Genomic DNA, 13,102 nt, shown 5'->3' with positions numbered 1-13,102 from the left:
GTTCGCGGGGCCACAGCAGCGGTCACAGCAGGGGCCACAGCAGCGGTCACGGCAAGGGTCACACGGCTGTGCCCGCGTGCAGCTCCAGGTGGGAGCCGGTGAAGGCGGCGCGCATGCGGCGGTCGTGAGTGACGATCACCAGCGCGCCCTCGTACGAGGTCAGCGCCTCCTCCAGTTCCTCGACGAGCTGCGGCGACAGGTGGTTCGTCGGCTCGTCGAGCAGCAGCAGGTCCACGGGCTCGCTGACCAGGCGGGCCAGCTCGATCCTGCGGCGCTGCCCGTACGACAGCTCGCCCAGGCGCAGCCGCAGGTCCGAGGGCCGGAACAGGCCCAGGGCCAGCAGCGCGTCCGCGTGCTCGTCGAGCGGCCCCGGCCGGCCGGCGGCGTAGGCCCCCAGCACGGTCCGGTCCGGCGGGCCGGCGGGCTCGTCCTGCCTCAGGTGGCCGACGCGGCCCGATCGCCTGACGGTGCCCGTGTCCGGCTGGAGCTCTCCTGCCAGCACGCGCATGAGCGTGGTCTTGCCCGCGCCGTTCGGGCCCGTGACGAGCAGCCGCTCGCCGGAGCGCACGGTGAGGGCGTCCAGCCGTAGCCGCTCCCCCACCCGCACCCCGTCGAGCACGGCCACCTCGCCGTCCACCGCGTTCGTCGCCAGGGCAGGGGTGAAGCGGAGCGGGTCGGGCGGCCGGGACGCCGGGTTGTCCCTGAGCCACCGCATCCGCTGCTGCGACTGCCGGACGCGTCCGGCCGCGCCGTGCGTGCGCGACCGGGCCCGCCAGGCGCCGGTGCCCATGCCCGCCTTGGCCACCTTGCGCGGGATGGCGGCCATGCGGCCGGCGTTCGCGGTGACCAGCCCGGAGTGCCGGGCCAACTCCTGCTTCCACTCCTCGTACGCCCGCAGCCGCGCCGCCCGCTCGGCGGCCTTGGCCACGAGGTAGCCCGGGTAGCCGTCCCCGTAGCGGCGCACCTGCCCCTCGGCGACCTCCAGGATCGTGGCGGTCACCCGCTCCAGGAACACCCGGTCGTGGGTGATCGCCACCACGGTGCCCCTGTGAGCGCGCAGCCGCTGTTCGAGCCAGGCCACGGCCCGGTCGTCCAGGTCGTTGGTCGGCTCGTCGAGCAGCAGCAGCTCGGGATCGGCCGCCAGGGTGGCGGCCAGGGCGAGACGCGAACGCTCTCCGCCGGACAGCGTGCCGACCGGGCGCGCCCGGTCCAGCCCCGGCAGCCCCAGCCCGTGCAGCGCGGCGTCCACCCGCACGTCGGCCTCGTAGCCACCGCGCGCCTCGAACTCCGCCACCAGCCGGGCGTAGGCCTCCGCGGGCCCGGCGTCGGCCCGCCCTTCGCGGCCCGCGCCCGGCTCAGCCCCGGCGTCGGCCCGCCCTTTCCGGCTCGCGCCCGGCTCAGGGGCCGGCTCCGCCAGCGCCTGCTCGGCGGCCCGGATCCGGGCCTCCAGCTCGCGCAGCTCGGCCAGCGCCAGGTCGATGACGTCCGCCACCGTCGCGTGCGGCGGCAGCTCCAGGGACTGCGGCAGGTATCCCACGCCGCCGGGCGCGACGACCGTGACCTCGCCGTTGTCGGCCCGCTCGGTGCCCGCCATGAGCTTGAGCAGCGTGGACTTGCCCGCCCCGTTGTCCCCGATCACCCCGATCCGTTCGCCGGGCCTGACCGTGAAGGACACGCGGTCCAGCACGACACGGGTGTCGTAACGCTTGGTGATCTCGGCGAATGCCAGTTGGGCAGCAGCAGTACGCATAAAGGGCCCACCCCCTCTTCTCGGCTCGGAAAATGACCGGAACGAGGCGGCACAGGCGGAGCAGTCAGCTCAACGCGTGTGCGCCTCTGGCGCGAGAATCACAGGGAACCCATATCGGTCGGAGACGATAGCTCTGATGCGCCTTCGTGTCCACCCTTATTCTCCGGCGAGCGCCCGGACGGCCTCGGCCTGCGCGGCCGTGGACCGGTGGACCCAGTCGAGGATCACCGCCAGCTCGTCGTCGGTGTAGTGCGCGTACACGCGCTCCAGCGCCGCCGCGTACGGCTCGAACAGCTCCGCGAACCCGGCCAGCCGCTCGTGGTTGATCTCGACGATGACCCGCCGCCGGTCCGTCAGGTCACGGACGCGCCGCACCAGCCACTTGCCTTCCAGCCGGTCGATCAGCCCGCTGACCGTGGCCGGAGCCAGCCCCGCGCGCTGCGCGATCTCCCCCGCGGTCAGCGGGCCGGAGCGGCGCAGGAGGTCGAGCGTCTTCTCCTCGGTCGGGCCCAGCCCCAGCCGCGCCCCCATCACGTCGCGGTGCCTCACCGTGAGGTCGCCCTGCTCCCGCGCCGCCGCGCCGAGCGCCTCCAGCAGGCTCTTCCGCCGCTCCTCCGTCGCCACGAACTCCCCCAATGCGCGATATTTCGTTCCACCGAACGAAATATCACGCTGGACGGCGCCTACGCGAGGGCCTGCGAGACCGCCTCCGCGCTCGCGGGCACGAGCGGCAGCCGCACGTCAGGCGTGGGGATCAGGCCGCGGGCATGCAGCACGCCCTTGAGCACCGTCGGGTTGGGCTCGGCGAACAGCGACGCGGACAGCCGGGCCAGCCGGCGCCCGAGCGCCCTCGCGCGTACGACGTCACCCGCGTGCCAGGCCTCGGCCAGCTCCACGAAGCGGGCGGTCTCCACGTGCGCGGAGGCCAGGATGCCGCCCACGGCCCCCATCGCGAGCAACGGCGAGACGAAGACGTCGTCCCCGCACACCACCTCGAAGCCCTCGGGCGGATCGGCGAGCAGCTCCACCGTCTCCTGGGTGATGCCGCCGGCCGCGTACTTCATCCCCGCGATCATCGGGTGCCTGCCGAGCGCGCGCAGCGTGCCGGCGCTGACGGCCTGCCCGGTCCGGTACGGGATGTGGTAGATCACCAGCGGCACCGGCGTCTCCTCGGCCAGCGCCTCGAAGTGCGCGACGACCCCGCGCTCGCCGGGCCGCAGGAAGGACGGGACCGTCACCAGCGCCGCCCCCACCCCCGAAGGCAGCTCCCGCAGCGCCCGTGCCGTGGAGCGGGTGTCGCCGCCCGTCACCCCCACGGTCAGCAGCGCCTGCCGCTCGGCGCAGATCCGCGCGCACACCTCGATCACCCGCGCCCGCTCGCCGGGGTCGAGCGCGGCCACCTCGCCGGTGGTGCCGAGCGCCACCAGGCCGGCGGCGCCCTGGTCCAGCACCTGCCGGCCGAGCTTCTCGATCGCGTCCACGGCCACCTCGCCCGACGCATCGAACGGCGTGACCAGCGGTACGTGGATTCCTCTCAACATGCTTCGAGCCTGGCCGACGCCCACCCGTTAGCACCAGCGCGAGTTCCTACGCTTGAGCTTAAGCTGAGCTTATGCTCGATCCTCGCAAGCTCCACCTCCTGCGCGAGCTCGCCAGGCGCGGCACGATCGCCGCGGTCGCCGAGGCGGTCACGTTCACGCCGTCGGCCGTCTCCCAGCAGCTCAGCGCGCTGGAACGGGAGGCGGGCGTGCCCCTGCTCGAACGCACGGGGCGCACGGTCACGCTGACGCCCGCGGGGCTGCTGCTCGTCGAGCACGCGCAGGCCGTACTGGAGCAGCTCGAACGCGCCTCGGCCGCGCTCGCCGCCGCGCGGGGCGGGCCGTCGGGGGCGCTGCGGATCGGCGCGTTCCCCACGGCGGCCCGCGTGCTGCTGCCGCCCGCCCTCGCCGACCTCACCGGTGCCCACCCGGGACTGGAGCCGATGGTGGCCGAGATCGACCCGGCGCACGTCTCCGCGGCGCTGCGCGCGGGGGAGCTGGACGTGGCGCTCGTGCACGAGTACGACTTCGTCCCGCCGGTCACCGACGCCTCGATCGAGACCGCGCCGCTGTTCAGCGAGCCGATGTACCTCACGGACCGGCCCTCGATCGCCGCCGCCCGCGGTGACGCGTGGATCACCAACAAGCCCGGCACGCTCTGCCACACGATGGCCGTCAGGGCCTGCCAGGCGGCCGGGTTCGAGCCGGTCGTACGGCACCACATCGACGACTTCGACACCGTGCTGGCCTTCGCCGCGGCCGGTCAAGGGGTCGCGCTCGTCCCCCACCTGGCGGCGGCCGGCCCGCCGCGTGGCGTACCGCTCACCCGCCTGCCGCTGAGCCGGCGCACGCTGGCGGCGTACAGGCGGGGCAACGGCGGCCACCCGGCGATCGCCGCGGCCGTGACGGCCTTCCGCGCAGCCGTCACCCGTCTCCCGCTCTGACCAGCACCTTCCACCCGACAAGCATGGCTCCGGCGATCAGCCGCCTCCCGCTCCGAACAGGGCTCTGACCAGCTCGGCGAAGCTCGCCGCCAGCCGTTCGTGCTCCCCCGCCCGCAACTGGCTCGCGATCGGCTCCATGTGCAGGGTGCCGAGCAACATGTGCGCGATCTCCTCGGCATCCACGTCGGGCCGCCCCTGGGCGATCAGCCCGGACACGTGCCGATGCCACGACACGTAGATCGGGTTGCTCTCCCTGCGCTCCTCGGCGGCGCCCTTCCTGGTCACCATGGCGTGCTCGTGCGCCGCCATGAGGTTCCCGTTGCGCGCCCCCAGCTCGGCCACGCGGGCCAGGAACGCGACCAGCCGCTCCACCGGCTCCGCGCCGGGCCCGAGCGGCGGCGGCCCGTCGGCGACGGCCTGCTCCAGCTCGCGGGCCCGCTCGGCCATGAGCTCCCGCATGAGCCCGATCCTGCTGCCGAACCGGTGGAAGACCGTCCCCTTGCCGACGCCGGCGGCCGCCGCGACCCGCTCGACGGAGACCTGCTCGGGCGGGTGACGCCGCAACAGCTCCTCGGCCGCCCGCAGGATGGCCTGCCTGTTACGGGCGGCGTCGGCCCGCTCTCGACGTTCCATCCGGCAATTCTTGCCCATGGACAACTGGACCACTGGTCCATATATTAAGTGGACCTTCGGTCAAGATAACCAGGAGCACCATGCGCGCGATCGTCCTGACAGCCACGGGAGAGCCGGGCAAGCTGCAGCTCAGCGACCTCCCCCGCCCACGCCCCGAAGCCGGGCAGGTCCTGATCCGGGCCCGCGCCATCGGCGTCGGCTACGCCGAGACCCAGATCCGCGCGGGCACGCTCCCGTTCCCGCTGCCCCTGCCCGCCGTGATCGGCGCGGAGGCGGTGGGCGAGGTCGTCGAGGTGGGCGAGGGCGTGGCCGGGAAACTGATCGGCAGCACGCTGGTGGGGGTGACGGGCGGGCTCGGCGCGTACGCCGAGTACGTGCTGCTCCCGGCCGCCACGGCGGTCCCGGTGCCGGACGGCCTGGCCCCCGAGCAGGCCCTGGCGGGAGCCGTCCCCGGCGCGCTGGCCCTCGCCCTGCTGCACAGGGCCGCCCTGACCGGCGGCGAAACGATCCTGGTCGAGGCAGGCACCAGCTCGGTCGGGACGTACCTGGTGAGCCACGCCAAGGAGTTCGGCGCCGGCCACGTGATCGCCACGGCCGGATCACCCGCCAAGCGCGACAGGGCCGCCGAGCTCGGCGCGGACACCGTCCTCGACCACGGCACCCCCGGCTGGCCCGACGGCCTGCCGGACGTGGACGTGGTCTTCGAAGCGATCGGCGGCGCGCCGGCCGGTCAGGTGCTCGGCCACCTCACCCCGGGCACCGGCCGCATGCTCTGCTACGGCCTGCTGAGCGGCGAACCGGCCGCCGTCACCGCCGCCGACCTGATGACCCGCGGCGTGACCGTGACCGGCTGCAGCGGCCCCGCCTGGGCCGCTCAGGTCTTCGGCACGCACTACCCGCAGATGCTGGCCAGGCTGGCCGCGGGCCGGAGCGAGGCCCATCTCGCCCGCACGCTGCCCCTGGAGCGGGCCGCCGACGCCCACCGCCTCCTGGAGAGCCGCGCGGTGACGGGCCGGGTCCTGCTCATCCCCTGAACACGGCGTCCAGCACGGCCTGCGAGCTGCCGATCCCCTTGTCGTACTCGCCAGCGGTCACCGCCACGACCAGCCCTTCGTCGGGCGCCACGACGAGCCGCTGGCCGCCGTTCCCGATCCCCTCGGCCCGTCGCCGCTCGCCGTCACCGAGGTACCACTGGTAGCCGTACCCGCCCCCGCCCTCCATCGTCACCCGGGGCCGCAGCATCTCCTCGATCCACTCGGCGGGCACGATGCCCCGGCCGCCGTCGAGCACGAGCTGCCCGACGGCGGCCAGGTCGACCGGGCGCAGGCGCAGCCCGGACGCCGCTCTCGTGACGCCGTCGTCCCCCCTGGACCACTCGTGGGCCGGGAAGCCCAGCGGCTCGAACAACGTGGCCGCCGCGTACTCGGCCAGCGGCCGCCCGGCCCCCCGGGTGATGATCTCGCCGATCAGCGCCGTGGCGCCGCCGCAGTAGTGCCACCGCTTGCCCGCCTCCTCCACGACGGGCCGCTCCAGCACGTACCGGTGCCGGTCGGGCGCGAGCTCCATCGCGATCTCGCTGTTGGCGGGGTCGGTGTAGGGCAGTTGCTCGTCCCACTCCAGCCCGAGGGTCATGGTCAGGGCGTGCTCGACGGTGAGGTGCTCGCGCCCCGCGATCCCGTACTCGGGGAACTGCCGCACCAGCGAGGCGCCCGGCTCCGGCACCAGCCCCTCGGCCAGCGCGATCCCGTACACGAGCGCCACCACGCTCTTGGACACGGACCTGAGGTCGTGCAGCGTGTCCCGGTCGAACGTCACGTGCCCGAGCGGCACGTTCAGCGCGTGGTCCTCCCCGGCGCCGTACCGCTCCAGCACGACCTCCCCGCCGCGCAGCACCACGACCCCGTGCACATGCGGCGCCTCACCCCCGCGCAGGGCCTCGTCGACCCGCTCCGCCATTCCCACGATGTACCTCCTCCGAAGTCGGCACATCCTGGCATAGGGCCTCACACGGTGTCAGACGCAACTGCCCGGTGGGATCTTCTGGCCGCCTGGACGGCCCAGCTCCGCCAGCGCCCGCCCCCAGGGGTCGTCGCCCGGGTCCAGCACCACCCGCACGCCATCGGCGCGCAGGTCCTCGATGCTGCGGCGATACGGCGTGCGGGAGGCCAGCGCGTCGTTCACGAACGGCAGCACGACCACCGGGATGCCCAGGCCCGGCGCCTCCGCCAGCACCCCCAGGGCGTAGGTGTCGGTGATGCCCTGGGCGAACTTGTTGATCGTGTTGAACGTGGCTGGCGCCACGATCATGGCGTCGGCCCTGGGCGGCTTCGGCTCGTGGGGCTTGCGGTAGCGGGTGCGTACGGGCCGTCCGGTCCGGCGCTCCAGCTCGGCCACGTCGATGAAGTCCAGCGCGGACGGGGTGGCCACGAGCTGCACGATCCACCCCGCGTCCTGGGCCAGGGACACGAGCGTGCCGACCTCGGCCGCCGTCTCCGCGGCGCTGACGACGACGTAGAGGACCTCGCCGGATGATTCGCTCACGCGATGCACTCCTCAGGGCTGGTTCGCTGAAACAAGGATCCCCTGACGCGAATCCTCCGCGACGGTGGGTGTCTCTCATAAGTGCTTGATCGGAAATCAGGGAGGCTGTCGTGTCAGTTACCGTCATCATCGGAATCGTCGTCGCGGCCGTGCTCGTCTGCACGTGCGTCATGGTGCTGCGCAGGAGGAGCCGTGGCTGAGGGCGCCTGGCCGGGCGAGCGGCTGATCGTCGCGGCGCAGCGCGGCGACGTCGAGTCGATCTCCGCGCTGGTGTCCGGCTCGCACCCGCACGTACGGCGATTCGCCCGCACGTTGTGCGCCACGCCCGAGGACGCCGAGGACGCCGCCCAGGAGGCGCTGATCATCCTGTACCGGAAGATCGGCACGTTGCGGGCGACCGGTGCGCTGGCGTCATGGATGTTCCGGATCGTGCGCAACGAGTGCCTGCGCCGGGCCCGCCTGTCGCTGCGGCGGCCCGAGCACGCCGGCGAGACGCCGGCGTTGTCGGCCGAGGACGAGGTCATCCGGCGGCTGGAGGCCGACCGGGTGGCGGCGGCCGTCGCCGCGCTCCCGGCCGACCAGCGGAACGTGCTGATCATGCGGGACATCCAGGGGCTGAGCGGCCGGATGGTGGCCGGGGCGCTGGGCCTCAGCGTTCCGGCGATGAAGTCGCGGCTGCACCGCGCCCGCGCGGCGGTGCACCGCTCGCTGGAGAGCGCGTCCCAAGGAGGCTGTGATGACTGAAAACCGGAGTTTCGCCAGCTCGTCGGTGCCGCGGCACCTGTTGCGCGGGGTGGCCGGGTTCGGCGCGCTGATCGGCTCGGTCGCGCTGATCCCGGTGCTCGGCCTGGTGAGCCTGGCGCTCGCCCCGCTCGGCCTGCTCGCTCTGCGCGGCTGCCCGACGTGCTGGGCGATCGGGCTGGTGCAGACCGTCTCGATGGGCCGGTTGCGACGGCAGTGCACCGACGGCCGCTGCGAGCTCACCCGGGCGCCGCGCTGAGAGGGCCCTCAGCGCGGCCCGAGCTCGCCCGGCAACGCCCGGGCGGCCCGCTGAGAGGGCCCTCAGCGTTTCTCAGGTGCGGCACAGCGGCCGCGACGCAGGCTGGACGACATGGATCAACTACTGCGCAACCCGGCCATCGCCGCCGGGCTGGCCAAGGTGGAGACCAGGATCCGGCGGCTGAGCGGCTCGTCCGCGCTGCCCGCCATCAACAGGGGCGCGGGACGCGTCGTCTCGGCGGGCGGCAAGCGGCTGCGCCCCGCCATGACGCTGGCCACCTCGCTCGCGCTCGGCAAGGCCCCCGACCGCCGCGTGATCACGGCCGCCGCCTGCGTCGAGCTCGTCCACGCGGGCTCGCTGGTGCACGACGACCTCATGGACCGGGCCACCGAACGCCGGGGCGCCAGGACGCTCAACGCCGAGCTGGGCGACGGCAAGGCGCTGGTGATCGGGGACTTCATGCTGGCCAGGGCCGGGCTGGCGGCGATCACCCACGTGTCGAGGCCGGTGGCGGAGGTGCTGGCGGCGGCCGTGGTGGAGCTGGCGGAGGGCCAGTTCCTGGAGACGGCCGACCTGTTCGACGCGGCGCGTACCCGGGAGAGCGCGCTGCGGTCCATCACCGGCAAGACGGCGGCGCTCTTCAGGGCCGGTTGCCTGGTGGCGGCGGTGTGCGCGCACGCGCCGGCCGAGGACAGGGCGGGGATGGCGACGTACGGGGAGAAGTTCGGGCTGATCTTCCAGGTGCTCGACGACCTGCTGGACCTGACCGCCACGAGCGAGCAGCTCGGCAAGCCGGCGGGCAACGACCTGCGGCAGGGCGTCTACAGCCTGCCCCTGCTCATGTCGGGGATCGAGCTGGGCGAGCTGCCGGGCCGGGGCATCTCGGACGAGCAGGTGGCGGAGGTGCTGCGCAGGGTGCGGGCGGGCCGCATGACGGCCGACACGATCGCGTACTGCCGGGGCCTGGCCGCCGACGCGGTGGCCGCCCTGCCGGTGATCCACGACGGGGAGATGGCGGGCCTGCTGCACGGCCTTCCATCGGCGTACATCGATCATGCGGAGCGCCTGACTCACCTGACTTCGGTGAGTTGAGATTTGTTGGAACAAATGGTAGGAATCTCGGCCCATTCTCGAAAAATGCGCTCATACTGGAGCTACAGCAACCAGGAGCGCGCTCATGCGGAAGATCCCCCATCGCATGGCCCAGGAGAACGACCTGGCGCCGAGCCAGTTCCTCCAGCTTGCCGCGGTGGACTTCAACGGTGTCTACGCGGTCCACCTCGCGGCCAAGGAGGAGCGGCTGAAGATGACCAGGCTCTCGCTGAGCCTGCTGTCCGGGCCGTTCTTCGCCGCCATCGCACTGGCCAGCGCCAAGGTGGTCGACCCGCAGAGCCTCACCCGGTGGCAGGCCGTGCCGTGGTACCTGTTCGCCCTGGTCATCGCGTTCGGCGTGCTGAGCGTGCTGCCGTACCTGCGCCTCATCGAGGCGGTCGACGCGCACGCCCGCACGGCCCGCGCGATCAACAACTTCCGGCTGCTGTACTCCACGAAACTCGGGGACGACCTCGACTGGAGCCCCAACCTGCCGGTCGATCCGCGTTTCCCCGAGACCTACGCACCGCTCGCCTGGCCGGGCGTCAACGTCATGGTGCTCGCCACGGTCAACTCGACCTACCTGACCGTCGGCCTCACCGGCCTCAGCGGCCAGGAGCCGAACGCGCTCCTGCTCATGACCGGCATCCTGCTCGTCGCGCTGGTGCACTACGGCGTCTACTACGTCCGCTGCAACGTCAGCAGACGGCGCCGGCTTCCTCGCAACCCGTACCGAATTTCCAATATGGAGGGATAAATGCCCGGCCCAGCAGAATGGGCGTCGTGTGGGGAGGCGTGGATCAGGTTGATGCGCCATGTATGGTCGGCGGGCACGCTCGCCGACGACGATCGGGGTCCGGTCATCGAGGCGCCGTCCGTGCTGTTCGAGATCGCGCGGGTCAGCGGGGACGACCCGATCATCGCGCGGTACGGCGACACGGACCGGCTGGCGCTGTACCGCAGGAAGTTCAGCGAGCAGACGGTGGTGCCGCCGTTCAAGTACAGCTACGGGGCGAGGATCGGCGGCCAGCTCGGCTGGGCGGCCGACCTGCTGCGGGTCAAGCCGTACAGCAAGAGCGCGTGGATCTCGCTGACCACGCCCGGCGAGGGGTACGACTCGGTGCCGTGCCTGATCGGGCTGGCGTTCCGGATCAGGGAGGGCGCGCTGCTGATGACCGCGACCTTCCGCTCCCAGAACGCCTACACCAGCTACCTCAACTACCTGCCGCTCGCCGACGTGCACGCGGCGATGGCCGCGAAGCTGGAGGTGGAACGGGGGCCGATGCGGGTGTTCGTGGACGTGCCGCATCTCTACCTGTCCGACAGCCCGCGGGTGTTCCCGGTGATGTGGCGGCCCCTGTCATGAGCCGCCGCTCGCGGTGGAGAGCGGCGCGGCGATGGCCTCCAGCCCCTTGCGCTCGGCCTTGACCCCGAGGAACAGCTCGACCAGCCCGGCGGCGATCATGATGATCGCGCCGATGGCGAACGCGAGCGCCGTGTCCCCCGGCACCCCGCTCTCCACCAGCGAGGAGAACACCAGCGGCCCCGCGATGCCGCCGGCCGCCGTGCCGATCGCGAAGAAGAACGCGATGGCCATCGCCCTGGTCTCCATCGGGAAGATCTCGCTGACCGTCAGGTAGGCCGAGCTCGCCCCGGCCGAGGCCACGAACAGCACCACCGACCAGCACGCCGTCAGCGTGACCGCGGTGAGCATGCCCTCGTTGAACAGCCACGCCGTGCCCAGCAGGAGCACCCCGGACCCGATGTACGTGGCCGAGATCATGGGGACCCTGCCCACGGTGTCGAAGAGGTGGCCGAGCAGCAGGGGGCCGAGGAAGTTCCCGATCGCGATGACGGCGAAGTAGTAGCCCGTGTGCGTGTCGATCTGGAAGAACGTGGACAGGATCTGCGCGTACCCGAAGGTGATCGCGTTGTAGAGGAACGCCTGCCCGATGAAGAGCGAGAGCCCCAGCACCGTGCGCTTGGGATAGAGGGCCACCATCGTGTGCGCGATCCGGACGAACCCGATCGACTTGCGCTGGTGGATGGTGATCGACTGCTCGGGCTCCGGCAGGTCGTCCTTGCCGATCTGGTCCTCGATGTCGTCCACCAGGCGTTCGGCCTCGCGTTCCCTGCCGTGGATGAACATCCAGCGGGGGCTCTCCGGCACGTTCCGCCGTACGAGGAGGATGGCCAGGCCCAGCACCACGCCCAGCCCGAACGCGACCCGCCAGCCGATGTTGACCGGCAGGTCGTTCAGCAGCGGCACGGTCAGCAGCGCGCCGCCCGCCGCGCCGAGCCAGTAGCTGCCGTTGATGATGATGTCGATGCGCCCCCGGTGCCGGCTCGGGATGAGCTCGTCGATGGCGGAGTTGATGGCCGCGTACTCGCCGCCGATCCCGAACCCCGTCATGAACCTGAACAGGAAGAACCACCACGCGCTGAACGAGAACGCGGTCAGCAGCGTCGCCACCAGGTACACGACCAGCGTGATGATGAACAGCTTCTTCCTGCCGAACCGGTCGGTCAGCCAGCCGAAGAACAGCGCGCCCGTGCAGGCGCCGGCCACGTAGAGAGCGGCGGCCAGGCCCGCGACCTGCGCCTGGGTGATGTCCAGGCCGCTGCCCGGCTTGGCGAGCTGCGCCGACAGGTTCCCGACGATGGTGACCTCGAGCCCGTCGAGGATCCAGACGGTGCCGAGCCCGATGACGATCATCCAGTGCCAGCGTGACCACGGCAGCCGGTCCAGCCGCGCGGGCACCTTGGTGGTGACGGTGCCGGTTTCCACGTCGCTCATGGCACCTCCGGATACCCCACGAGCGGCGGGCAAACGCTTTCTACGCGCTACTGGAGGGTTTCCTGGCCTCCACGACGCAGGTGGCGGACCACGGCCCGCCGTACCAGAACCGCCAGCCCGCGTCCCGTCGCCGCACGTCGACCACGCCGAGCCCGCGCAGCGTCTCCTCGTAGTCGGCGGTGTGCCGGAGGTCGGCGAGCAGCATCAGCCCGCCCGGCCGCAGCACCCGGTACGCCTCCCGCACCGCCTTCTCGCGCCCTTCGCCGCCGTCGAGGTCGTGCAGGGCCTGGCTCGACACCACCACGTCGAACGCCTCGTCGCCGAACGGCAGGTCACGCAGGTCGCCGGTGACCAGCTCCACCCGCTCCGAGACGCCTTCCGCCTCGGCGTTCGCCCTGGTCACCGGCTCGGCATGGCCTGACCGGCCCCTGGCGCGCCACAGGTCGACGCCGGTCGCCCTGCCCTTCTCCAGCCGCTGGGCCGCGAGCAGCAGCACCGCTCCCCTGCCGCAGCCCAGGTCGAGCAGCCGCTCGTCGCCGCTCAGCCGCTGGAGCTCCGCTTCCCAGACCGCGAACCTGCCGCGCCGCGTCGTGTAGAGGTGACTCGCCGCGCTGGCCAGGGTGTAGAGCGCGCCGAACAGGAACGCGAGACCTGCGGCGAGGATGTCGAGGGCGAAGGAGGCCGCCGCCAGGCCCGCCAGCACGGTCGCACCGAGGATGAGACCGGCCGGTGCCCAGGGCGCGTCGAACCCGTAGCTGCCGTGTCGCTTGCTCACATTCACGTCATATCTCAAGGTGGTCTTGACGG

The 13,102-nt window shown here is 72.4% G+C and carries 15 protein-coding genes; 7 read left to right on the top strand and 8 right to left on the bottom strand.

The window, feature by feature from the left end; translation table 11 throughout:
* Positions 1-58: 58 nt before the first annotated feature.
* The 3 genes from HD597_RS51820 to HD597_RS51810 form a co-directional block, all read right to left on the bottom strand.
* Positions 59-1,750, bottom strand: coding sequence for a TlrC/CarA/OleB/SrmB family ABC-F type ribosomal protection protein (locus HD597_RS51820; RefSeq protein WP_253754976.1), 1,692 nt, complete (start codon positions 1,748-1,750; stop codon positions 59-61).
* A gap of 156 nt (positions 1,751-1,906) precedes the next feature.
* Positions 1,907-2,386, bottom strand: coding sequence for a MarR family winged helix-turn-helix transcriptional regulator (locus HD597_RS51815; protein ID WP_253754974.1), 480 nt, complete (start codon positions 2,384-2,386; stop codon positions 1,907-1,909).
* Positions 2,387-2,433: 47 nt separating this feature from the next.
* Positions 2,434-3,291 (bottom strand): dihydrodipicolinate synthase family protein, encoded by an 858-nt coding sequence (locus HD597_RS51810; protein ID WP_253754972.1) that lies wholly within the window; start codon positions 3,289-3,291, stop codon positions 2,434-2,436.
* Positions 3,292-3,362: 71 nt separating this feature from the next.
* Here HD597_RS51810 and HD597_RS51805 point away from each other — a divergent pair, with 71 nt between their 5' ends.
* Positions 3,363-4,232 (top strand): LysR family transcriptional regulator, encoded by an 870-nt coding sequence (locus HD597_RS51805; protein WP_253754970.1) that lies wholly within the window; start codon positions 3,363-3,365, stop codon positions 4,230-4,232.
* A 36-nt stretch (positions 4,233-4,268) separates the two neighbouring features.
* On the opposite strand, the gene HD597_RS51800 is transcribed toward HD597_RS51805, so the two are convergent.
* Positions 4,269-4,865 carry a TetR/AcrR family transcriptional regulator gene (locus HD597_RS51800; RefSeq protein ID WP_253754968.1) on the bottom strand — a complete coding sequence of 199 codons (597 nt, stop codon included), beginning with the start codon at positions 4,863-4,865 and terminating at the stop codon, positions 4,269-4,271.
* Positions 4,866-4,945: 80 nt separating this feature from the next.
* Between HD597_RS51800 and HD597_RS51795 the strand changes: the two genes are divergently transcribed.
* On the top strand, positions 4,946-5,899 hold the full coding sequence (locus tag HD597_RS51795; protein ID WP_253754966.1) for a quinone oxidoreductase family protein: 954 nt from the start codon (positions 4,946-4,948) through the stop codon (positions 5,897-5,899).
* Here the strand turns inward: HD597_RS51795 and HD597_RS51790 are convergent.
* Positions 5,889-6,821, bottom strand: a complete 933-nt coding sequence (locus HD597_RS51790; protein ID WP_253759831.1) for a serine hydrolase domain-containing protein — start codon at positions 6,819-6,821, stop codon at positions 5,889-5,891. The genes HD597_RS51795 and HD597_RS51790 overlap by 11 nt on opposite strands.
* 57 nt (positions 6,822-6,878) lie before the next feature.
* A complete protein-coding gene (locus tag HD597_RS51785) occupies positions 6,879-7,406 on the bottom strand; it encodes a flavoprotein (protein WP_253754965.1) in 528 nt (175 codons plus the stop codon).
* Between the two features lie 192 nt (positions 7,407-7,598).
* Here HD597_RS51785 and HD597_RS51780 point away from each other — a divergent pair, with 192 nt between their 5' ends.
* The 5 genes from HD597_RS51780 to HD597_RS51760 all read left to right on the top strand — a co-directional run bounded on the left by HD597_RS51780 (position 7,599) and on the right by HD597_RS51760 (position 10,864).
* Positions 7,599-8,150, top strand: coding sequence for an RNA polymerase sigma factor (locus HD597_RS51780; protein ID WP_253754963.1), 552 nt, complete (start codon positions 7,599-7,601; stop codon positions 8,148-8,150).
* Positions 8,143-8,406 carry a hypothetical protein gene (locus HD597_RS51775; RefSeq protein ID WP_253754961.1) on the top strand — a complete coding sequence of 88 codons (264 nt, stop codon included), beginning with the start codon at positions 8,143-8,145 and terminating at the stop codon, positions 8,404-8,406. The genes HD597_RS51780 and HD597_RS51775 overlap by 8 nt, the downstream gene beginning before the upstream one ends.
* A 111-nt stretch (positions 8,407-8,517) precedes the next feature.
* Positions 8,518-9,498, top strand: coding sequence for a polyprenyl synthetase family protein (locus HD597_RS51770; protein ID WP_253754959.1), 981 nt, complete (start codon positions 8,518-8,520; stop codon positions 9,496-9,498).
* A gap of 85 nt (positions 9,499-9,583) precedes the next feature.
* Complete coding sequence (locus tag HD597_RS51765; RefSeq protein ID WP_253754956.1) at positions 9,584-10,255, top strand: hypothetical protein; 672 nt, start codon at positions 9,584-9,586, stop codon at positions 10,253-10,255.
* Positions 10,256-10,306: 51 nt separating this feature from the next.
* Positions 10,307-10,864 carry a thymidylate synthase family protein gene (locus tag HD597_RS51760; RefSeq protein WP_253754954.1) on the top strand — a complete coding sequence of 186 codons (558 nt, stop codon included), beginning with the start codon at positions 10,307-10,309 and terminating at the stop codon, positions 10,862-10,864.
* On the opposite strand, the gene HD597_RS51755 is transcribed toward HD597_RS51760, so the two are convergent.
* Together HD597_RS51755 and HD597_RS51750 are read right to left on the bottom strand one after the other, a co-directional pair.
* On the bottom strand, positions 10,859-12,295 hold the full coding sequence (locus HD597_RS51755; RefSeq protein WP_253754951.1) for an MFS transporter: 1,437 nt from the start codon (positions 12,293-12,295) through the stop codon (positions 10,859-10,861). The two genes, HD597_RS51760 and HD597_RS51755, sit on opposite strands and share 6 nt — an antisense overlap.
* Before the next feature lie 40 nt (positions 12,296-12,335).
* Positions 12,336-13,070, bottom strand: a complete 735-nt coding sequence (locus tag HD597_RS51750) for a class I SAM-dependent methyltransferase (RefSeq protein WP_253754949.1) — start codon at positions 13,068-13,070, stop codon at positions 12,336-12,338.
* Positions 13,071-13,102 lie beyond the last annotated feature (32 nt).

It is taken from the genome of Nonomuraea thailandensis (genome assembly GCF_024172165.1).
GTDB lineage: Bacteria > Actinomycetota > Actinomycetes > Streptosporangiales > Streptosporangiaceae > Nonomuraea > Nonomuraea thailandensis.
The sequence above is the reverse complement of the archived record's forward strand: the minus strand, read 5'-3'. Positions and strand labels throughout refer to the sequence as shown.

Coding starts and splice junctions, on each gene's coding strand:
- HD597_RS51760 (WP_253754954.1), top strand. CDS start 10,307: ATGCGCCATGTATGGTCGGCGGGCACGCTCGCCGACGACGATCGGGGT.
- HD597_RS51810 (WP_253754972.1), bottom strand. CDS start 3,291: ATGTTGAGAGGAATCCACGTACCGCTGGTCACGCCGTTCGATGCGTCG.
- HD597_RS51795 (WP_253754966.1), top strand. CDS start 4,946: ATGCGCGCGATCGTCCTGACAGCCACGGGAGAGCCGGGCAAGCTGCAG.
- HD597_RS51800 (WP_253754968.1), bottom strand. CDS start 4,865: ATGGAACGTCGAGAGCGGGCCGACGCCGCCCGTAACAGGCAGGCCATC.
- HD597_RS51805 (WP_253754970.1), top strand. CDS start 3,363: ATGCTCGATCCTCGCAAGCTCCACCTCCTGCGCGAGCTCGCCAGGCGC.
- HD597_RS51790 (WP_253759831.1), bottom strand. CDS start 6,821: ATGGCGGAGCGGGTCGACGAGGCCCTGCGCGGGGGTGAGGCGCCGCAT.
- HD597_RS51775 (WP_253754961.1), top strand. CDS start 8,143: ATGACTGAAAACCGGAGTTTCGCCAGCTCGTCGGTGCCGCGGCACCTG.
- HD597_RS51765 (WP_253754956.1), top strand. CDS start 9,584: ATGCGGAAGATCCCCCATCGCATGGCCCAGGAGAACGACCTGGCGCCG.
- HD597_RS51770 (WP_253754959.1), top strand. CDS start 8,518: ATGGATCAACTACTGCGCAACCCGGCCATCGCCGCCGGGCTGGCCAAG.
- HD597_RS51755 (WP_253754951.1), bottom strand. CDS start 12,295: ATGAGCGACGTGGAAACCGGCACCGTCACCACCAAGGTGCCCGCGCGG.
- HD597_RS51820 (WP_253754976.1), bottom strand. CDS start 1,750: ATGCGTACTGCTGCTGCCCAACTGGCATTCGCCGAGATCACCAAGCGT.